Origin of the sequence: Streptomyces sp. 2323.1, assembly GCF_900221035.1 — a bacterium.
GTDB classification, from domain to species: Bacteria; Actinomycetota; Actinomycetes; order Streptomycetales; family Streptomycetaceae; genus Streptomyces; species Streptomyces sioyaensis.
This window is the reverse complement of record NZ_LT907981.1, coordinates 409,025-430,806: the sequence shown is the minus strand read 5'-3', so window position 1 is coordinate 430,806 and position 21,782 is coordinate 409,025. Positions and strand designations below refer to the sequence as shown.

General features: G+C 71.2%; 6 protein-coding genes. 3 read left to right on the top strand and 3 right to left on the bottom strand.

Annotation, left to right across the window (positions count from 1 at the left end; all coding sequences use genetic code 11):
• Positions 1 to 628 precede the first annotated feature (628 nt).
• Positions 629 to 1,477 carry a helix-turn-helix transcriptional regulator gene (locus CPH93_RS01345; RefSeq protein ID WP_256332095.1) on the bottom strand — a complete coding sequence of 283 codons (849 nt, stop codon included), beginning with the start codon at positions 1,475 to 1,477 and terminating at the stop codon, positions 629 to 631.
• A 344-nt stretch (positions 1,478 to 1,821) separates the two neighbouring features.
• Positions 1,822 to 4,641 (bottom strand): helix-turn-helix transcriptional regulator, encoded by a 2,820-nt coding sequence (locus tag CPH93_RS01340; protein ID WP_096211657.1) that lies wholly within the window; start codon positions 4,639 to 4,641, stop codon positions 1,822 to 1,824.
• 1,045 nt (positions 4,642 to 5,686) lie between these two features.
• Here CPH93_RS01340 and CPH93_RS01335 point away from each other — a divergent pair.
• Positions 5,687 to 6,460 (top strand): FadR/GntR family transcriptional regulator, encoded by a 774-nt coding sequence (locus CPH93_RS01335; RefSeq protein ID WP_096211656.1) that lies wholly within the window; start codon positions 5,687 to 5,689, stop codon positions 6,458 to 6,460.
• A gap of 44 nt (positions 6,461 to 6,504) precedes the next feature.
• Positions 6,505 to 7,131, top strand: a complete 627-nt coding sequence (locus tag CPH93_RS01330; protein WP_231977135.1) for a TetR/AcrR family transcriptional regulator — start codon at positions 6,505 to 6,507, stop codon at positions 7,129 to 7,131.
• Between the two features lie 135 nt (positions 7,132 to 7,266).
• On the opposite strand, the gene CPH93_RS01325 is transcribed toward CPH93_RS01330, so the two are convergent.
• Positions 7,267 to 8,679 carry an NDP-hexose 2,3-dehydratase family protein gene (locus tag CPH93_RS01325; protein ID WP_096211655.1) on the bottom strand — a complete coding sequence of 471 codons (1,413 nt, stop codon included), beginning with the start codon at positions 8,677 to 8,679 and terminating at the stop codon, positions 7,267 to 7,269.
• Positions 8,680 to 9,042: 363 nt separating this feature from the next.
• Between CPH93_RS01325 and CPH93_RS01320 the strand changes: the two genes are divergently transcribed.
• A complete protein-coding gene (locus tag CPH93_RS01320) occupies positions 9,043 to 21,747 on the top strand; it encodes a type I polyketide synthase (RefSeq protein WP_096211654.1) in 12,705 nt (4,234 codons plus the stop codon).
• The last annotated feature ends 35 nt before the right edge of the window (positions 21,748 to 21,782 follow it).

Genomic DNA, 21,782 nt, shown 5'->3' with positions numbered 1-21,782 from the left:
GAGTTGACTCTAGCCCGAGCACCCGGCCGGGGGAGAGCCCCGTGCACCGTGCGGCTCGACGGACGGCGGTGACGGCGGTGGCGCTCTGCGGCCAGGGTGGTCGGTGCGGTACGGCACCATCATCGTCACCGGGGCCGCAACGTCGCTGTGAGCGGCCCGGTTGTCCGGGAGCGCGGGACGGTGCTTCTTGCGGCAGGCATAGGTGGGTGCGGCGCCGACCGGGGGCGCGGAAGAAATTCGACGCTGCGTCAACTAGCCGTGCAGAAAGGGTAGCTGGGCTGGCTACCAGGCGTAGTTGTCCATCATCGCCACGCAACACCGGCTCCGTGAGGAGGGGGATTGTCCTCACGGAGCCGGTGTGTTTCCGGCCGGAGGCGTGGGCCGGCCTGTGTCGCCGTTCCAGCTCGGCCCTCGGAGGGCGGGGGCCCGGGTCCCGAGGGCGGCGTCGGCGACATTTCCATTGTGGCCCAAGCCAGTTGAGGAATTCCCTACATCCGAGGAGAGGCTCCGGGCTCCCGGACAGCGAGGAGCAACGGCGGCCCTGGTGCACGGAGAACGGGCGCCGGGTGAACAGAGAGGGGGCGCCCCATCTGGGACGCCCCACTGTGCTGCCGGCCACGCTGAAGCCTTATGAGGCCCGGGTGTTGGGCATGCCCGGTGCGGTCCGGGCGCCGGGTATGGTCGGCGTTGTGCGAGGCGCCGCGGCCTCGCGTCGGGTGGCGGCCGCGGTGCGAGGCCGGGGAGCGTCCGCCCGGCGGCTGCGGCTGCGGCGGTTGTCGGTGTCCTTCACGAACTCGGGAAGGACCCGGGGCGGCCAACTGCCGATGGTGAGCATCCCCATGGAGTGTGCCCGGGCGACCAGCGCGGCGCGGTTGGGCGCCTTGAGCCGACGCAGCATCAGGCCGACGTGGTACTCCACACCCTGCCTGCTGAGGTAGAGCCGGGCGGCCAGTTGGACCGTGGAGGCGCCGCTCGCGACACCTTCGAGGATCTGCGCGTCGAGCTGGGTGAGCAGCTGCCTGCGGCCGGCCGGCGCGTCATCCTGGCCGGTGAGCGAGGCCGATTCGTCGTCGGGCCGTACGACCACGACGAAGGACGGGGCCTGTTCCGAGTCGCTCCGTACCGCTATGCCGGTCAGTTCACCGGAGAACGGCACCTCCTCGCCACGGATCCCCACCATCCGTTCCACGAACCGGGCGCGGTGCCCTTCTGCCAGGCGGGCGAAGTGCCGGTTCAGCAGGGCGGGAGCGCTGGGGTGCAAGAGCGAGTAGAGGCTGCGTCCACACGCTTCGGTGGAGTCCTGGCCGAAGAGCCGGAAGAACTCCGCGTCGGCGGCCATGATGGCCAGCGTGGCGTCGAGGCTGGCCATACAGGCCTGTTGGTGCTCAAGCGGGCGCCGTCCCGCCGCGAGGGCGGGTTGGTCGGGCGCACGCGGCGTGTGGGGGGTGGGGGCATGAGGGGGCGCCGCCAGAGGCATCGGGTCGGCGTAGTGCTGGGATGTCAAGGGAGCTACCGTCTTTCTGCGGTCGACGCGCCGGAAAACCCGCCGACGAATGAGGCATTGGTCGTCCCCGCTCCTTCGGTCCACGGAGCGAAGTGCCTTTCTTTGCATTGGTATTCCGCTGCTCCGAGCCTAGGAACGCCACATCAGGGAGTCAACGCGACATGTGGCAAATAGCAAAACACTGTGGTGTCTGGGTTCGGTGGTTCGGTGTCAATACGGTGCGGTAGCAATAACTCTTTGTCATGACCGGATTGTTGAGAGAGGCCGGCACCGCTTGGCGGCGCCGGCCGATACCACAAAGGCGAGGGCGGGGCGGGTCAGTAACGCGCCGCCGCGCCGGACGAGTCGGGCTGCCGGCCGAGTTCTTCCAATGCGGCAGAGAGATGCGCCCGACCCGGAATTGACATCTTGCGGTAGCAATTCGTCAGATGCTTTTCCACGGCGCGGCACGTGATGTTCAACTCGTCGGCGATCATCTGGTTCGTGCGCCCCGAGGCGGCCTGCTCGGCGACCTTCCGCTCCGCGGGGGTGAGTTGACCGCGTGCCGCCTCCGGGTCCGGCGGTGCCTCGGCGAGCAGTTCCTCCGCCCGGCGGGCCAGCCAGGGGGTGTCACACCCGACCGCCTCCGCGTGGGCCTGACGCAGCGCCGCACGGCCACGGGCGTCGGCCGGGCCGAGGTGCTCGCCGAGATCCAGCAGGGCCTGGCACAGCTCGAAGCGGTTGGCGGACAGATGCAGCACGTCCACCGCCTCCCGCAGCACCTCTGCGCTGCCCGGGCCCTCGACCATATGGCTGTGCACGCGCAGCGCCCGGCCGAGCGGCCCCGGCGCGCCCCAGGCACGGGCCCGTTCCACCTCCAGCGCACTCAGCTCCCTGGCCTGCTTGTGTTCGCCGAGGTAGAGGTGCAGGAACGCGGCGGCCGAGGCCCAGGGCAGCAGCGCCGGGTTGAGCCATCCGCACTGCTCAAGACGGCGCCCGGCGTCGAGGAAGCAGCCCAGCGCGGCGTCCAGATCGCCCTTCCGCGCCGCGCTCTGCCCCTTCAGCATGGCCAGCCCCGACCACACGTAGGGATCTCCCTCCGCCCGGTATTTGACGGCGAGCAGCCGGTCGGCGAGCTGGTGGTCGCCGGTGAGGATCGCGCAGGCGGCGAGGGTCATCGACGACAACGTGAAGACCTCCTCGTGCTTCGCCCCGGCCAGCTCGAAGGCCGCGAGTGCCTGCTTCTTGGCCTGGTTCAGCCGGCCACGGGCCAGCGAGACGAGCGCCCGCTCGGTATCGATCATCGCCCGTTCCACGCGCGTCTGCCGGCCCACCGCGTTCTCCTGGACCGCACCGAGCCAGGAATCCAGCTCGTCGACGGAGTCCGCGGCCACCAGGCTGGCCACCACCAGCGGCATCGTGGTGTGCACATGCGCGGGCAGGGCCGGCTCGTCCTGCAGGACGCGGTTCGCCACCTGTGCCACCTCATGGGCGGGCAGCGCGTTGGAGAACGTCGCGGCACCCAGCAGCGGGGCGAGCAGTTCCCGCTCGGCCACGGTCCCGGTCCTCGGCTCGGGGCCCAGACCGACGAGACGGGCCACGGAGTCGGCCACTTGCTCCGGCTCCGGCAGCGCCGACTGCCGGATACGGGCCTCCAGGCGCAGCGCCAGCTCCCGGTCCGATCCCTCCAGCCGGTCCCCGGGCCCCAGCGCGTCCGCCGCCTCGCGCAGCAGCTCGTGGACGGGCAGCAGCGTCGAGGAGAACGCGCTGGGGGCCAGCCGCACCACGGCCTGCGCACGCTGAATGGGCCCGTCGCACAGCAGAACGGCCTGGGCGATGTGCCGGACGGAGGCGTACGGCGCGAAGCTGCGCTCCGACGTGGCCAGGTCGATCAGCAGCTCCGCCCGGTCGTGGTCCGGTGAGCTGCCCATCAGCGCGCGCCGCAGATAGCTCGCGGCGACCTCGGGCGCGCCCCGGCGCTGCGCGGCGAAGGCCGCCGCGCGCAGCACCTCGGGGGCCCAGGCGTACGTCGGTGTCGTCAGGGTCATCAGATGCCTCGCCACCTGCTCGGGCGGCCGGCCGGCCCGGTGCAGCGACTCGGCCGCCAGCGCATGCATGGCGGTCCGATCCTCCAGGGGGATGCCCTCCGCCACCGCCGACTGCACGAGGGCGTGGCCGAACCGGGGCCGCTGCATGCCGGTCGTCAGGCCGAGATCCGCCAGCTGCCGCAGGGCATGATCCAGCCCGGCGGAGTCCACCTCCGCCAGCCTGCTCAGCAGCTGTGGGTTCGTGGCGTCGCCGAGCACGGCCACTGCCCGGGCTACCCTCCTGACCTGCTTCGATCGCGCGTCCAGGCGGAGCTTCAGCCGGTGTTGCAGCGAGGCGGGCCGGAGCGCGGCCACCTCCTCGGCGTTGTCCGCGGTGGGCCGGAGGCTCCGGGGTGCGGCATCCGCCAGCAGGCAGTTCAGGAACAGCGGATTGCCGCCGGTGGCCTCGTGGCAGGCCGCCGCGAACGCCTCGTCCGGCGCTTCCCCGTAATACCGCCGGATCAGCTCGTGGGTGTCCGGCAGACCCAGATTCCCGGGGCGCAGGGTGTGCGTGGCCCGTCCGACGATCTCCTGGACCGCCGGATGTCGGGTGAGGGCGTCGCCCTCGCGGACCGCACACACCAGCACCACCGGCAGGTCGGCCAGCCGCCCGCTCAGGTGAAGCAGCCATGCGAGGGTCGCCGGGTCCGCCCATTGCAGCTCGTCGACGAGCATCAGAACCGGCTGGTCGCGGGCCATGTTCGCCAGGAGTGCGGTGAGGCCGCCCACGACGGTCTCCGACGCTCCGGCGCCGCCGGGCCGGCCGGCCTCGAGCGCGCTGCACGCCGGGCCCGCGTCGCCCGAGGCCCATCGCGCCCTCGTCTCCGGCGAAGCGTGCCGCAGCGCCGGCTCCAGGAGCTGGCGGACGACTCCGAGGGAGAAGTCCCGCTCCATCGGGGCCGCGCTCACCCGCAGGTGCTGGGCCCCCTGCGCCGCGCCGAGTGCGCCGATGCCGTCGAGGAGCGCTGATTTGCCTACCCCCAACGGACCGCTGACCAGCACCAGCGCGCCACGCCCGCTTCTCAGGGCGGTGGCCGTCAGGTCCAGTTCAGCATCGCGGTCCAGCAACATCAGGTTCAGATCCCTTCAGACCGCGAGCTGTTGTCGCGGCGGCGTGTGCCGAGGGTGTCGCACGCGGTGCGGGCAAACGGTGGAGCGGTACCGGGGATCTCCCGACCGCACCGCCGTCGGCGCTCGGCGCACAGGGTGCGTAGGGCTACGGACATGCCGCCGTAGGTGGCGCTGGAGTAGGGGCAGGAAGCGCAAAAATCCGGCTGGGCAGTGCGGTCGAGGAGCCTGCTGGGTTTTTGCCGCTCACGCCGAGCGCCCGGCGTGGATAGCGGTGAGCTGGTTTCTGCTGTGCTTCCTGTCTGCGTTCACCTTCCAACGGCAGTGCGGTTCACGGGTATTTCGTCATTCGCTGTGTTCAAGGTTGCCACATCATTCTGAGAACCCCTCTCAGGGGCGTGGAACGGTGCGCTGGGGCGGCAATCGGAGGCACACCCCGGCGGATCCCGGGAGGGCCGTGCGGAAATACTCGGCGGTAGCCTCTCCGGGGAAAGGAAATGTGGCTGTGAACGGCGTCCCTCAGGAAATTTTTCGTGGGAGGTTCGGACTCGGTGCGGCCTCGGGCTCCGAGCGGTGCCGGCACCATGGATCGCACGGTGCGGGCAAAGCAGAATTCCCCCGGGGAGACTGCCGGGCCGTAACGGTGTGACCTATGTTACGCACCCATCTCCGGTGCGCTGCGAGGCTCTTGAGGAGAATCTGAGGCTTCTCCTCCGCCGGCGGTGGCCGCGGCTTGTGGCCGGGCCGGGGGGTGTGCCGGTCCGGCCGCCGCGCCGGGGGGTGGTGAACGGGCAGCCGGAACCGAACCTCTCAGTCGCGCCTGTCCGGCTGTCTGACAAGTTCACGACGCATCGTCGAACGCCAGGTGAGAGGTGTCAACCGGACCAACGGCCCGTTCTGCACTGCCAAACGTCCCCTCTTGTGTCGACACAGGTCGTGGCTGGTGCTGTGACCTCGGGCGATCGCGTCCGGCCACGCTTCTAGGGAAAAACGCAGAAGTCCCCGGGGCTCGTTGACGCGTTTCGCGGCGCGACCACAGGATGCGGGCATGGTCGACCTGGACAGCAGGACAGCATGGCTTCCCGCTCGGCGCGTCAATGCGATGGAGGCCGTGCTGAGTGACCTGCGTGGCGCCATCGAGCGGGGCGACTACGTGGTCGGGGACAAGCTCCCCTCGGAGGCGGAGCTGGGTCAGCGCTTCGAAGTGAGCCGCTCCGTCGTCCGTGAAGCCCTCCGCGCCCTGCAGGCCTTGGGGCTGACGGCCTCCCGCGCCGGCAAGGGGACCTACGTCGCCTCGCCGGGCGCGACGGAAGACCCCACCTTCGGTGCGTACTCCTCCCGCGACCTCGTCGAGGTCCGCCGGCACGTCGAGATCCCGGTCGCCGCCTACGCCGCCACCCGGCGCACCCAGGACGACCTGGATCTCCTCGACCGGCTGCTCGTACGGATGGAGCGGCAGACCGACACCACGGCGTGGGTCGCCCTGGACACCCTGTTCCACATCTCCATCGCCCAGGCGGCCGGAAACCCCGTGTTCCGCAAGGTGATTGAGGAGATCCGGGATGCCCTGGCCCGGCAGTCCACCTTTCTCGACATGCTGGCCAGGGACCGCCGCGAGCAGTCGAACCGGGAGCACCGCGCCATCGTCGAGGCCATCGTCGAGCGCTCCGAGGAGGGTGCCGCGCGGGCCATGACCGCGCACCTCGAACATGTCGAGTCGGCGCTGAGCACCATCGTCCGGCCGGTCCGCACCGGAGCCGGCGCCGATGCCCGCACCGCCGCCCCGAGCTGCCGGTGCGCGGGGGCTTCGGCGATCCCATAACCGGCAGACCACCGCGTCTTGCTTGCTTATGCTACTTTTTGCTCGTGAGTGCGAAGAGGGTGAGTGAGCACGGCGGCCGGACCTTCACCGAGGAGGCCAGGCGCGCCCAGATCGTGCGGGCGGCCATCGACACGGTGGCGGAGCACGGCTACCCCAACACCTCGTTCAGCAAGATCGCCCAGCGGGCCGGTCTGAGCAGCACGGGCATGATCTCGTACTACTTCGCCGGCAAGGCCGAGCTCTTCGACGAGGTGGTGGCCACGGTCCTGCGGGCCGCCGAGGAGTTCGTCGGGCCCCGCATACAGCAGGCGCAGACCTACCGGGCGAAGCTCCGCGCCTATATCGAGTCCAATCTCGACTTCATGGCGAAGTACCCCGGGCACACCCTCGCCCTGGCCGAGATCATCATCGGCACCCGCGACCGGGACAACGTCCCCGTCGGCGCCATCAACCAGGCCACCGCATCCATCGACGCCCTCGTGGACTGTCTCGACAAGGGGCTGGCCGCCGGGGAGTTCGCGGACGTCGAGCCGCGGGTGATGGCCGTGGCCATCCGCGGGGCCATCGACAACACCCTGCGGCACCACATGCTCACCCCCGGCGTCGACCTCGAAAGCTACGGCAGCAAGCTCGCCGACATCTTCGACCGCGCTACTCGGGCCGCCTCCTGAACGACGCCGGGCCGCCCCGCGTCGTCCCGGCACGCGCAGGAAGTCCATGCCGTCCTCAAGCGTGCCGGGAACCTGGCGGGCACCGGCACTCCCGAACCGCCCGTAGTAGTGCCGGTGCCGCACCCCTCCGTCCGGCTACGGCAGCGTCCTCATCGCCGCGACCAGGGTCCTGGCCTGCACATTCAGATAGTGGCTGTGCTTCAGCAGCTCATTGATCTGACACAGCGTCACCCAACGGAAGTCCTCGGGCGTCTCGGTCGGGAAGTCCTCGCCCACGTCGACGATCAGATAGCGGCTGCGGGCGTCAAGGAAGCGGCCGCCCTCCTCCGACAGCACGGCATCGAACAGCGTCCGCTCCGGACGACGGTCCGACTCCAGCACGGCATCGAGATACCGGGGACGGTCCCCGGCGGGAAGATGGGCATAGCTCTGCGGAGTGCACTGCACGGTGGGCCCCAGCTCCACCACATCGAGGAAACCCGGCTCCACCCGGGCGCTCAGCAGCGCATGCGGCACACCGCCGATCCGCTTCACCAGCAGCGCGGCCATCCCCAGACCGTGCGGTGCGAGCAGCGGCTGCGACCAGGCGGGAACCTCACGCCGGTGCGAGCTGACATCGACGGCGACGATACTGAAGAAGAGCCCGCTCTCATGCGAGATCGCATCCGGCGAGCGGCGCCAGCCCTCGGCCTCGCGCAGCGGCAGCGGCTCGGTGCTGATCTCGTGCCGGGCCCGTCGCGTAGTGACCCAGCTGCGGAGCTCCGTATCGGAGTGCAGCCCGGCATTGGCCGTCGACGAACCCGCCCGCCAGTCGGGGATGCAGGACAGCACCGTACGGGCATCCATGTTCACCAGATCGGGCTGCCGCAGCAGCGCACCGAGCTGGCCCAGGGTGACCCAGCAGAAGTCCTCGCCCGCCTCGACCTCGGGGCCCACCTCGACCACCATGTTGCGGTTGCGCTTCCGGAAGAACCACGACCCCTGCTCGGACTGGAGCACATCGGCCAGCACCCGCCGCGGATCGGGATCGATGAAGCAGTCCATGTACGGCACGGACGAACCGCCGTGCACCCGCGTGTAGTTGCTCTTGGTGGCCTGCACCGTGGGGGACAGCTGCACCCCGTTGGCGTTCCCCGGCTCCGGCTTGGCCTGCATCAGACAGTGCAGCACCCCGTCGATCTCCCGGACCGCGATGCCCAGCACTCCGATCTCCGGCTGGTGAATGATCGGCTGGCACCATTCGCGGACCGGACCGTAGTCGGAGCGGACCCGGAGGCCCTCGATGGAGAAGAAGCGCCCGCTGTCATGCCGCAGGTTCCCGGTGTCGGGAGCAAAGCCCCAGCCCCGCAGTTCCTCGAAGGGTATCCGGCTGACCTGGAGCGCATGGGTGTGCTGCCGTTCCTCGAACCACGCGTGGAACGCCTCGTTGCTCATCACCCCGCCCTCGGTGGCCAGCGCGGAGGCGGCCAGCCGGGACGACAGTGCCACCGTCCGCCGGGAAGACACTGCGGAGCCGGGTGAGTGCAAAGGCTCCACCGTGCTGTCCATATGCATTACTGCGCCCCTCCACGCTGATGTGTGTACGGCACCGACGGCCGCCGACCTCTCCTCCCGCAGCCTGCACCGGGGAGTCCTGGCATTCACCTAGTCTCTGCGGCTCGTCCGCCGGCGTCGGCCGGCGGACGATGCACCCGAGTACCCGGGAAGCCGGCGCCGGGGCCGCGCCGTCGAAGGCTCCGGGCGGCGGCCGCGTACCGCTGCGGAAGCCCTGCTCAGGGCGGTACGAAAGGGCCCTCCGCCGCCCCTAGGAGTTCCCCTAGAGGTGGCCTTCGGCCCGCCGTTGGGAGCCCGCCGCTGTGGAACGGTGAACTCCAGCCGTGAGTGTGTCGCTTCGCGTAGGGAGTGCGATTGATGAACGGGTCGGAAACCGCGGGCTCCACGATTCCCTCGCCACACGGCGAGCCGATCGCGGTCATCGGCCTTTCCTGCCGCCTGCCCGGGGCAGTCGACCCCGACGCCCTCTGGGAACTCCTCCGCGACGGCAGGAGCGCGGTCACCGAGGCGCCGGCCGACCGGTGGTCCGCCGAACTCCTCGCGCAGTCAGGGGTGTCCGAGCCGGCCCGGGGCGGCTTCCTCGACGAGGTCGCCGCCTTCGACGCCGCCTTCTTCGGCGTCTCCCCGCGCGAAGCGCAGTCGATGGACCCCCAGCAGCGGCTCGCCCTCGAACTCGGCTGGGAGGCCCTGGAAAACGCCCGCATCCGCCCGGAACGGCTGCACGGCCACCGGACCGGCGTGTACATCGGCGCCACCGTCGAGGACTACGCCGTCCTCGTACACCAGCAGGGCCCCGAGGCGCTCGACCACCACACTCCGACCGGCCTCAACCGCGGACTCATCGCCAACCGCCTCTCCTACCACCTGGGTCTGCGCGGCCCCAGCATGACCCTGGACACGGCTCAGTCCTCCTCGCTCGTCGCGGTCCAGTCCGCGTGCGACAGCCTGCGCCGCGGAGACTGCGACACCGCCCTGGCCGGCGGGGTCCACCTCAACCTCGCCCCCGAGAGCACCATCGCCATGGCCCGCTTCGGCGCGCTCAGCCCGAGCGGCCGCTGCCACACCTTCGACGCCCGTGCGGACGGCTTCGTACGCGGCGAGGGAGGCGGCCTCGTCGTCCTCAAGCCCCTCTCCCGGGCACTGGCGGACGGCGACCACGTGCACTGCGTGATCCACGGCGGGGCGGTCAACAACGACGGCGGCGGGCCCGGCCTCACGACCCCGGACGCCGCCGCGCAGGAAGAGGTGCTGCGCCTGGCCTGCGCACGCGCCGGCATCCACCCGGGCGACATCGGCTATGTGGAGCTGCACGGCACCGGCACCAAGGTCGGCGACCCCATCGAGGCGGCCTCGCTCGGCGCCGCTCTCGGCACCGACCCACGACGGAGCACCCCGCTGCCGGTGGGCTCGATCAAGACGAACATCGGCCACCTCGAAGGCGCCGCCGGCATCGCCGGGCTGCTGAAGGTGGTGCTGTGCGTGGAGCACGGCCACCTCGTACCGAGCCTGAACTTTGCGACACCCAACCCTGACATCCCGTTCGACGCTCTGAACCTGCGGGTGCAGACCGAGTCCGGCGCATGGACGGCGCAGGAGGGGCGGCAACTCGTCGCCGGGGTCTCGTCGTTCGGCATGGGGGGCACGAATGCGCATGTAATCGTGGGGCGCGCGGAGGAGGCTGAGCGGGCTGAGGTGGGCGAGCCTATTTCGTCGTCCTCGTTCTCGTCCTCGGGTGGCGTGCTCGTGCCATGGGTGGTGTCCGCGCGTTCTGCCGAAGCCTTGGCGGCGCAGGCGGAGCGGTTGGCGTCGCGGGTGGCCGGGGCGGGGCTGTCGCCGGTTGATGTGGGTTGGTCGTTGGTGGCGTCGCGGTCGTCGTTCGAGCACCGGGCCGTCGTCGTGGGAGCGGAGCCTGACGAACTGGTCGCCGGGGTGCGGGCGGTGGCGGAGGGACGCCCCGATGCCGCCGTGACACTCGGCGAAGCGACCGGCCACTCCGGCGGCACGGTGTTCGTCTTCCCGGGGCAGGGGTCGCAGTGGGTGGGGATGGCCGTGGAGCTGCTGGACACTTCGCCGGTGTTCGCGGGTCGGCTGGCTGAGTGTGAGGCGGCGCTGGAGCCGTTTGTCGACTGGTCGCTGACTGCGGTGTTGCGGGGGGTTGAGGACGCGCCGGGTCTGGACCGGGTGGATGTGGTGCAGCCCGTGTTGTGGGCGGTGATGGTGTCGTTGGCGGAGGTCTGGCGCGCCCATGGCGTAGAGCCCGCAGCGGTGGTCGGCCACAGCCAGGGCGAGATCGCCGCGGCCTGTGTCGCCGGGGCGTTGAGCCTGGAGGACGGCGGCCGGGTGGTCGCGCTGCGGAGCAAGGCGATCCGCGCGCTGTCCGGCCGTGGCGGAATGGTGTCGGTGGCGCTGCCCCGGCCTGACGTGGAGGAGTTGATCGAGCCGTGGGACGGTCGGGTTTCGGTTGCGGCGGTCAATGGTCCGTCGTCGGTGGTGGTCTCCGGTGATGGTGATGTTCTGGGCCGGCTGGTGGAGGAGTGCCGGGAGCGTGAGATCCGTGCGCGGCGGATCGAGGTGGATTACGCCTCGCATTCGGCGCATGTGGAGTCGATCGAGCAGACGCTGAGGGAGGTCCTGGCGCCGGTCGCGCCCCGGACGTCCACCGTGCCGCTGTTCTCGACGGCGACGGGGGACTGGCTGGACACCGCCGACATGGACGCCGGCTATTGGTTCACCAACCTGCGGCGGACCGTGGAGTTCGCGCCCGCCATCGAAGCCCTCACCGCGGCCGGCCACCACACATTCGTCGAGGTCAGCCCGCACCCCGTCCTGACCATGCCGGTACAGGAGACGGTCGAGGCCGCGGGCGCCGAGGGGGCGGTCGTGGGCACGCTGCGCCGCGGTGAGGGTGGCCTCGCACGGTTCCACGCCTCACTCGGCGAGCTGTATGTGCAGGGTGTGCCCGTCGACTGGTCCCCGGCCTTCGCCGCCCACCGTCCCCGGCTCGTGGACCTGCCCACCTACGCCTTCCAGCGTGAACGGCACTGGGTGGGGCACACCGCGGAGCGCCCCCACCGGTCCGGCTCCGACGAGCCGGGCCGGTCCATCGGCCCCACGAGCGACAGCCCCACGACCGTGGGCCCCGGGACGAGCCGACCGACGCTCGACGTCGTACGGGACCACGCGGCCGCCGTGCTCGGCCATCGGGACCCCTCCGCGCTCCACGCGGGCCGGACATTCAAGGATCTCGGCTTCGACTCGGTCACCGCCGTAGAGCTGCGGAACCGGCTGAACCGCGTCCTCACCGTACGGCTGCCGTCCACGGCGCTGTACAACCACCCCTCACCCACCCGGCTGGCCCGCTACATCGACACCGAACTCCTGGGCGCCACCGACACCTTGGAGTCGGCGCACGGCCTGGCCACCGACCCCGACGAGCCGATCGCCATCGTCGCGATGGCCTGCCGCTACCCCGGTGGCGTGCAGTCGCCCGACGACCTCTGGCAGATCCTGCGGGACCGGGTGGACGCGGTCACGCCGTTCCCCACCGACCGGGGTTGGCCCACCGACGGGCTGTACGACCCCGACCCGGAACGCTCGGGCACCAGTTACGTACGCGAGGGCGGGTTCCTCGATGCGGCCTCCTTCGACGCCGGGTTCTTCGGGATTTCGCCGCGCGAGGCCCTGGCGATGGACCCGCAGCAGCGGCTGCTGCTGGAGACCTCCTGGGAGGTGCTGGAACGGGCCGGCATCGACCCGACGGGCGTCCGCGGCAGCCTCACGGGCGTGTTCGTCGGTGCCATGGCGCAGGAGTACGGCCCCCGGCTGCACCAGGCGAGCCACCAGGTCGAGGGACATGTCCTGACCGGAACGACCACGAGCGTGGCCTCCGGACGGATCGCCTACACGCTCGGTCTCGAAGGACCGGCCATCACCGTGGACACGGCGTGCTCCTCCTCCCTGGTGGCGCTGCATCTCGCGGCGCAGGCCCTGCGCGCAGGAGAGTGCACCCTCGCGCTCGCCGGCGGGGCGACGGTGATGTCCCGGCCCGGCATGTTCGTGGAGTTCAGCCGGCAGCGGGGACTCGCGCCCGACGGCCGGTGCAAGCCGTTCGCCGCGGCCGCCGACGGCACCGCATGGGGCGAAGGCGCAGGGATCCTGCTGCTGGAACGCCTGTCGGAGGCCCGCCGCCACGGCCACCCGGTGCTTGCCGTGCTGCGCGGCAGCGCCACCAACCAGGACGGCGCGTCGAACGGCCTCAGCGCACCCAACGGCCCCTCGCAGGAACGCGTGATCCGGGCCGCGCTCGCCTCTGCCGGACTGCGGCCCTCCGAGGTCGACGCGGTCGAGGCGCACGGCACCGGCACGGCGCTCGGCGACCCCATCGAGGCGCAGGCGCTGCTCGCCACCTATGGCAAGGATCGTGACGAGGACCGGCCGCTATGGCTCGGCTCGCTCAAGTCCAACATCGGGCACACCCAGGCCGCCGCCGGTGTCGCCGGGGTCATCAAGATGGTGCTTGCGCTGCGGCACGGCGTCCTCCCGGAAACTCTGCACCTCGACGCACCCTCCCCGCATGTGGACTGGTCGGCGGGCACGGTACGGCTGCTCACCGCGGCCCAGCCGTGGGCGGAGAACGGGCAGGTGCGCAGGGCCGGCGTCTCGTCGTTCGGTATCAGCGGCACCAATGCGCATGTGATCGTGGAAGCGTCTCCGGCCATGGCCCCGGACGAACGGGCCGACGACGAGGGCCGGGTTGACGACGAGGGTCAGGTCGGCGCGGAAACAGCGGACGGGGCCAGCGCCGACCAGCCCGTCGTGCCCTGGGTCGTGCACGGCCGGACCCCCGACGCACTGCGCGCACAGGCAGCCGCACTCGCCGCCCATCTCGACTCCCTCCCCGATGCCGCCCCCTACGACGTCGCGCACTCCCTGCTCACGACTCGCGCGGCACTGGAACACCGAGCGGCACTCATCGGCGCCGAACGCACCGCATTGCTCGCGGAGCTGCACGCCGTGGCTGAGGGCGACCCCGGCCCTCACACGGCCACCGGCGCCGTACCCACTTCCCCCGGGCCAGGAGCGGTGTTCGTGTTCCCGGGGCAGGGTTCGCAGTGGGTGGGGATGGCGGTGGAGTTGCTGGACTCTTCGCCGGTGTTCGCGGGTCGGTTGGCGGAGTGTGAGGCGGCGTTGGAGCCGTTTGTCGACTGGTCGCTGACTGCGGTGTTGCGGGGGGTTGAGGGTGCGCCGGGTCTGGACCGGGTGGATGTGGTGCAGCCGGTGTTGTGGGCGGTGATGGTGTCGTTGGCGGAGGTGTGGCGGGCCCATGGTGTGGAGCCTGCGGCGGTTGTCGGTCACAGTCAGGGGGAGATCGCGGCGGCGTGTGTGGCCGGGGCGTTGAGCTTGGAGGATGGCGCTCGGGTGGTGGCGCTGCGGAGTAAGGCGATCCGTGCGCTGTCGGGTCGGGGCGGGATGGTGTCGGTGGCGCTGTCCTCGTCCGAGGTATCGGACCTGATCAAGCCGTGGGGTGGTCGGGTTTCGGTTGCGGCGGTCAATGGTCCGTCGTCCGTGGTGGTCTCCGGCGATGCGGATGCGCTCGATGAGCTGATGGCTGGGTGTCGGGATCGCGAGGTCCGTGCGCGGCGCATTGAGGTGGATTACGCCTCGCATTCGGCGCATGTGGAGTCGATTCGCGAGGAGTTGCTGGAGGTTTTGGCGCCGGTGGTGCCCCGTCCGGCCGAGGTGCCGCTTTTTTCGACGGTGAGGGGAGCATGGCTGGACACGGCGGAGATGGATGCCGGGTACTGGTTCACCAACCTGCGGCGGACGGTGGAGTTCGCGCCCGCCATCGAAGCCCTCACTGCGGCCGGCCACCGCACCTTCGTGGAGGTCAGCCCGCATCCCGTGCTCACCGTGCCGCTTCAGGAAACCGTTGAGGACGAGGGCGCGGATGCGGTGGTGACCGGCACCCTCCGCCGGGACGACGGAGGCCTGGCCCGGCTCTACACCTCACTCGGTGTGCTGTATGCGCACGGCGTGGACGTCGACTGGTCTCCCGCGTTCGCCGAACGCCGCCCGCACCGGGTGGAGCTGCCGACATACGCATTCCAGCGGCAGCGCTTCTGGCTGGAGCCGGAAGCTCCGGCCGTGGCCGCCTCCCCGGAGGAAGAGGCGTTCTGGACGGCCGTCGGGGACAAGGACGCAGCAACGCTGGCGGGCACTCTCGGGCTGCCCGGCGCCGAGGCCCTGGACGAGGTGCTGCCTGCGCTGTCGTCGTGGCACCGGAACCGGCGGCAGCGTGGTACCGCAGACGGCTGGCGCTATCGCGTCGTGTGGCGGCCCCTCACGGAGCCGGCCGCCCGGCAACTCGACGGCGACTGGCTCGTGGTGGTTCCGGCCGGGTACGAGGACGACGCGCTGGTGCACGGCGCCCGTGAGGCGTTGGCGGAAGCGGGGGCACGCGCCCACTCGCTGACGGTGGACGACAGTGCCGGGCTCACGGACCTGCTGCGTGCCGGGCCCGGTCCCTTCGCCGGTGTGCTCTCGCTGCTGGCCCTGGACGAACGGCCGGACCGTACCCACCCCTGCGTTCCCACCGGTCTTTCGCTCACCCTCGCACTGCTCCAGGCCCTCGGCGACGCCGGGATCGACGCCCCGCTGTGGTGCGTCACCCGAGGCGCGGTCGCGATCGGTACGACCGCTGAGGCCGCCACGGGTGGCTGCGTCGGTCAGGACGATGCGCCGGTGAACCCCGACCAGGCCGGGATTTGGGGGCTCGGCAGGGTCGCCGCGCTGGAGCATCCGGAGCGCTGGGGTGGCCTCATCGACCTCACCGGCCAGGCCGGTGGGCAGGCTGCGGCAGAAGGTCAGACAGCAGCCGACGTTCAGGCTGCGGTGGATGGTCGGGAAGTGGCCCTGCTGGCGCAGATCCTGGCAGCCGGGGACGATGAGGACCAGCTTGCCGTCCGTGGGGGCGCCGTGTTCGGGCGACGGCTCGTCCCCGCGCCGGTCGCCGGGAAGCCCTCGCGACGCTCCTGGCGCCCGCGCGGCACCGTCCTCGTCACGGGCGGCACCGGAGCGCTCGGTGCCCATATCGCCCGCTGGCTCGCCGCGAACGGCGCGGAACATCTCGTCCTCACCGGCCGTCGTGGCGCCGACGCCCCCGGCGTGGCCGCCCTGTGCTCCGAACTCCATGAGCAGGGTGTCCAGGTCACCGTGGCGGGCTGCGACATCGCCGATCGGCAGGCGGTGGCGGACCTCGTACGGCAGATCGAGCGGGACGGGGAGCCGGTCCGGGCCGTGGTGCACGCCGCCGGTGTCAGCGCCCTCGGCTCGCTGGCGGAGGCCGGGCCGGCAGACCTCGCGGCGGCGCTCGCGGGCAAGGTCGCCGGCTCCGACCATCTGTCCGCCGCACTCGACCCCGCACCACTCGACGCCGTCGTCTACTTCTCCTCCATCTCCGGCACCTGGGGAGTGGCCGAGCACGGCGCGTACGCCGCCGCCAATGCGCTCCTCGACGCCCGTGCCGAACGCGGGCGGGCCGACGGGCTGCCGGTGCTGTCGGTCGCCTGGGGCCCCTGGGCGGGCGGCGGCATGATCGCCGACTCGATCCACGAGGTGCTGCGGCGCCGCGGAGTGCCGGTCATCGACCCGGACACCGCACTCACCGCGCTCCAGCAGGCGCTCGACCACGACGACACCTCGGTCGCGGTCGCCGACGTGGACTGGCAGCGCTTCAACAGCGTCTTCACTTCCGTACGGCCCAGCCGCCTGCTCACGGAGATCCCGCAACTCGCGGCGGACGAGGACGGAGAAGGATCCGGAGACGACGGCAGCGGTACGGACCGCGGCTTCGCCCGGTCGCCGCTCGCCGAGCAGCTGGCCGGACTCGACGTCCGGCAGCGCACCACAACATTGCTGGATCTCGTCCGCGAACAGGTCGCCTCCGTGCTCGGTCACGACGAGACGGCCCCCGTGGACTCCGAACGCCCCTTCAAGGAGCTGGGTTTCGACTCGCTGACCGCCGTCGAGCTGCGCAACCGCCTGAGCCGGGCCACCGGGCTACGGCTGCCCAGGACCGTCGTGTTCGACCATCCCAGCCCGGCAGGGCTCGCCGGCTACGTCGACGCCCAACTGACCAGTGGGGAGGAACCTGCCACGAAGCCGGCCACGGCGCCCGCCCCCGCCCTGGCTCCCGCAGACGACGACCCGATCGCCATCGTGTCCATGGCCTGCCGTTACCCGGGGGGCGTGCAGTCGCCCGAGGACCTGTGGCGGCTGGTCAGGGAGGGCGTGGACGCGATGTCCGCCTTCCCCACCGACCGCGGATGGGACCTGGACGGCCTCTACGACCCCGATGCCGACCAGCCGGGCCGGAGCTACGTCCGGGAGTCCGGATTCCTGGGCGACGCCGCTGACTTCGACGCCGAATTCTTCGGGATCTCGCCACGCGAGGCCCTCGCCATGGACCCGCAGCAGCGGCTCCTCCTGGAGACCTCCTGGGAGGTCTTCGAGCGTGCGGGCATCGACCCCAAGTCCCTGCGCGGCAGCGGGACCGGCGTCTATATGGGCGTCACCGACCAGGAGTACGGCAACCGCCTGCGCCTGGCGGCCCCCGAGCAGATCGAGGGGTATCTCGCGACCGGGGCGGCCACGAGCGTCGCATCCGGACGGGTCGCCTACACGCTGGGACTTGAAGGCCCGGCCGTCACGGTCGACACGGCGTGCTCGTCGTCCCTGGTCGCCTTGCACATGGCGGTGCGGGCACTCCGCTCGGGGGAGTGCTCGCTCGCCGTCGCGGGAGCCGCGATGGTCATGGCTGATCCCGGGCCGTTCATCGGCTTCAGCCGGCAGCGGGGGCTGGCGCGGGACGGCCGGTGCAAGCCGTTCTCGGCGGCGGCCGACGGCTTCGCCCTCTCCGAGGGCGTCGGCGTACTGCTGGTGGAACGCCTCTCGGACGCCCGCCGCAACGGGCACCCGGTGCTGGCGGTCGTCCGCGGGACGGCGGTCAACCAGGACGGTGCGTCCAACGGTCTCACCGCACCCAACGGTCCCTCCCAGCAGCGGGTGATCCGGGCCGCACTCGCCGATGCCCGACTGTCGGCCGGTGACGTGGACGCGGTGGAGGCGCACGGTACGGGTACGTCGTTGGGCGATCCGATCGAGGCGCAGGCGCTGCTTGCCACGTACGGGCAGGAGCGGGACGCGGACCGGCCGCTGTGGCTCGGCTCGGTCAAGTCGAACATCGGGCACACCCAGACCGTTTCCGGTGTGGCCGGTGTCATGAAGATGGTGCTCGCCATGCGGCACGGCGAGTTGCCGGCGACCCTGCATGTGGACGAGCCGTCGCCGCATGTGGAGTGGTCGTCGGGCGCGGTGGAGCTGCTGACCGAGGCCCGGCCATGGACGGCCGAAGAGGACCGTCCGCGCCGCGCCGGCATCTCCTCCTTCGGCATCAGCGGGACCAATGCGCATGTGATCGTCGAGCAGGCGGAGGAGTCCGGGCAGGCGGCGGAATCTGATCAGGCGGAGTCGGCTGATGGAGGGGAGCCGGCTCCGTCGTCTTCGGCATCGGGTGTGGGTCCGGTGGTGCCGTGGGTGGTGTCCGGGCGTTCTGCCGATGCGTTGACGGCGCAGGCGGAGCGGTTGGCGTCGCGGGTGACGGGCTCCGGCTGGTCGCCCGTTGACGTGGGCTGGTCGTTGGTGGCGTCGCGGTCGCCGTTCGAGCACCGGGCGGTCGTCGTGGGCTCTGAGACCGATGAGCTGGCAGGAAAGCTACGGCAGTTGAGCCCGTCTGCTGCGGTGGGTGATCCGGGCAGGACGGTGTTCGTCTTCCCGGGTCAGGGCTCGCAGTGGCTCGGGATGGCCGTGGAGTTGCTGGACTCTTCGCCGGTGTTTGCGGGTCGGTTGGCTGAGTGTGAGGAGGCGTTGGAGCCGTTTACCGACTGGTCGCTGACTGCGGTGTTGCGGGGGGTTGAGGGCGCGCCGGGTCTGGACCGGGTGGATGTGGTGCAGCCGGTGTTGTGGGCCGTGATGGTGTCGTTGGCGGAGGTCTGGCGCGCCCATGGCGTGGAGCCCGCGGCGGTCGTCGGTCACAGCCAGGGAGAGATCGCCGCGGCCTGCGTCGCCGGCGCCCTGAGCCTGGAGGACGGCGCCCGGGTAGTGGCACTGCGCAGTAAGGCGATCCGTGCGCTCTCCGGCCGTGGCGGAATGGTCTCGGTGGCGCTGTCCTCGTCCGACGTATCGGACCTGATCAAGCCGTGGAACGGTCGTATTTCGGTTGCGGCGGTCAATGGTCCGTCGTCCGTGGTGGTCTCGGGCGATGCGGATGCGCTCGATGAGCTGATGGATGGGTGTCGGGAGCGTGAGGTCCGTGCGCGCCGCATCGAGGTGGATTACGCCTCCCATTCGGCGCATGTGGAGTCGATCGAGGAGACGCTGAAGGAGGCCCTGGCGCCGGTCGAGCCCCGGAAGTCCTCCGTGCCGCTGTTTTCCACGGTGACGGGGGACTGGCTGGACACGGCGGAGATGGATGCCGGGTACTGGTTCACCAACCTGCGGCGGACGGTGGAGTTCGCGCCCGCCATCGAAGCCCTCGTCGCGGCCGGCCACCGCACCTTCGTGGAGGTCAGCCCGCATCCCGTACTCACCGTGCCGCTTCAGGAAACCGTCGAGTCCGTGGGCGCGGATGCGGTGGTGACGGGCACCTTGCGTCGTGACGACGGAGGACTGTCCCGGCTCTACACCTCCCTCGGCGAGCTGTATGTGAACGGGGTGGAGGTGGACTGGTCCCCGGCCTTCGCGGCGCATCAGCCGCAGCTGGTGGACCTGCCCACGTACGCCTTCCAGCACCGCCGTTACTGGCTGGAGTCCGGGCAGTCGTCGGTGGCCGGTGCTGTTGATCCGATCGATGTGCGGTTCTGGGAGACGGTGGAGCGGGAGGATCTGGAGGGTCTGGCGGCGACGCTGGGGCTGGCGGATCCGGGGGCGTTGCGTGAGGTGTTGCCGGCGCTGTCGTCGTGGCGGCAGGGCCGGCAGCAGCGGAGCACGGTCGACAGCTGGCGCTACCGGATCGTATGGCGACTCCAACCCGAGCCGGCGAGTGGGGAGTTGGAGGGCAACTGGCTGATCGTCGTTCCCGCCGACTACCTGGAGGACGACCTGGTACAGGCGACCTCTCGCGGTCTCGGCGACCGGGCCCGCATCATGCCCGTATCGGCCACTGCCGACCGTGCGGAACTGGTGGCACAGCTGGCGGCGCTGGCCGGTGCTGCCGATGAACCGCTGCACGTGCTGTCGCTGCTCGCGTTGGACGACCGGGATGCCGGGGGCCACCGGGGAGTGCCCGGCAGTCTGCTCAGCACCCTGGCGCTCACCCAGGCACTCGCCGAAACGGAGGTGACGGCCCGGCTGTGGGCGGTCACCCAGGGGGCCGTCTCCACCGATGCGTCCGCGCGGGGACCGGAAACCCACCACGTCTCCGACCCGATACGTAACCCCGGTCAGGCTGCCATCTGGGGCCTGGCCCGGGTCTTCGGCCTCGATCACCACGAGCGGTGGGGTGGTCTCGTCGATCTGCCGGGGAACCTGGACGAGCAGGCGCTGCGCCGCTTCCTGTCCCTGCTCAGCGGCGACGGCGGCGGCCAGGACGAGTACGCGATTCGCCCGTCCGGCATCCATGTCCGGCGCATGGTGCGTGCGCCCCTCGACCCGTCGGCGGTGGCCGAGCCGTGGCAGCCGCGCGGCACGGTCCTCATCACCGGCGGCACCGGAGCCCTTGGCGCCCATGTGGCAAGGGCGCTAGCCGCCGGCGGCGCGGAGCACCTGGTTCTCGCCGGCCGGCGCGGCCCGGATGCCCCCGGCGCGTCCGAGTTGTCCGCCGAGCTGACCGCACTCGGTGCGCGCGTCACGGTGGCCGCATGCGATGTGACCGACCGGGCCGCCGTGGCCAAGCTGCTGGACTCGTTCACCGACGAGGCCCCGCTGACCGCCGTCGTGCACACCGCGGGCGTCGTCGGCGAGGCCCGCCCACTCGACGAGACCTCCCTCGACGACGCGATGGCCGCTGTACAGGCCAAGGTCTCCGGCGCCTGTCACCTCGACGAGCTGCTGGCCGATCACCCGCTGGACGCCTTCGTGCTGTTCTCCTCCGGCGCCGGAGTATGGGGCAACGGCGGACAGGGACCCTACGCGGCAGCCAACGCCGCTCTTGACGCACTCGCCGAATGGCGCCGTGCCCAGGGCCGCCCGGCCACCTCCCTCGCCTGGGGTGCCTGGGCGGGCGGCGGCATGGTCGACGAGGCCGTGGCCGAGCAGCTGCGCCGCCGCGGTGTCCCCGCCATGGATCCCGGCCTGGCCGTACACGCGCTGCGGGAAGCCGTCGACCACGGCGAGACCACCCTCGTCGTCGCCGACATCCGATGGGACCGCTTCCTCCCCGCCTACACGGTGAGCGGGCCCCGGCCCCTCCTGAACGAGCTGCCGGACGTACGGCAACTGCTCGCCGTACAGGAGGAGCAGGCGGACGAGGCCGGCGAGAAGGGCTCGGACCTGCCGGACAAGCTGGCCGCGCTGCCGGAGCCCAAGCGCAAGCGCATGCTCCTGGACCTCGTCCGCACCCATGCGTCCGCCGTACTGGGGCACTCCTCCACCGATGCGGTCAGGCCCACGCGGGCCTTCCGTGAGCTGGGTTTCGACTCACTGACCGGAGTGGAGCTGCGCAACCGGCTCAATGCGGCCACCGCGCTCACCCTCCCAGCGACTCTGGTCTTCGACCACCCCACACCGACCGCACTCGCCGAGTATCTGCGGGACGCACTCCTGCCCCCGGAACCGGACGCAGGGAGCGACATCCCCGTGCTCCCCGAGCTGCAACAGGTCGCGAGCGCACTGCAAGCGGCCACCGACGACGACACCCGGCAGGCGCTCACCGAAGGACTGCGCGGCCTGCTCGCCCACTGGGAAGGCCAGGCGCCGCCACCGGTGGAGACCGTCGACGACGAACTCGCGGAAGCGAGCGATGAGGACATGTTCGACCTGATCGACAGGGAACTCGGGATCGGCTGATCCGGAACGCACACCGACCGCCGGTTTCTTGAAGG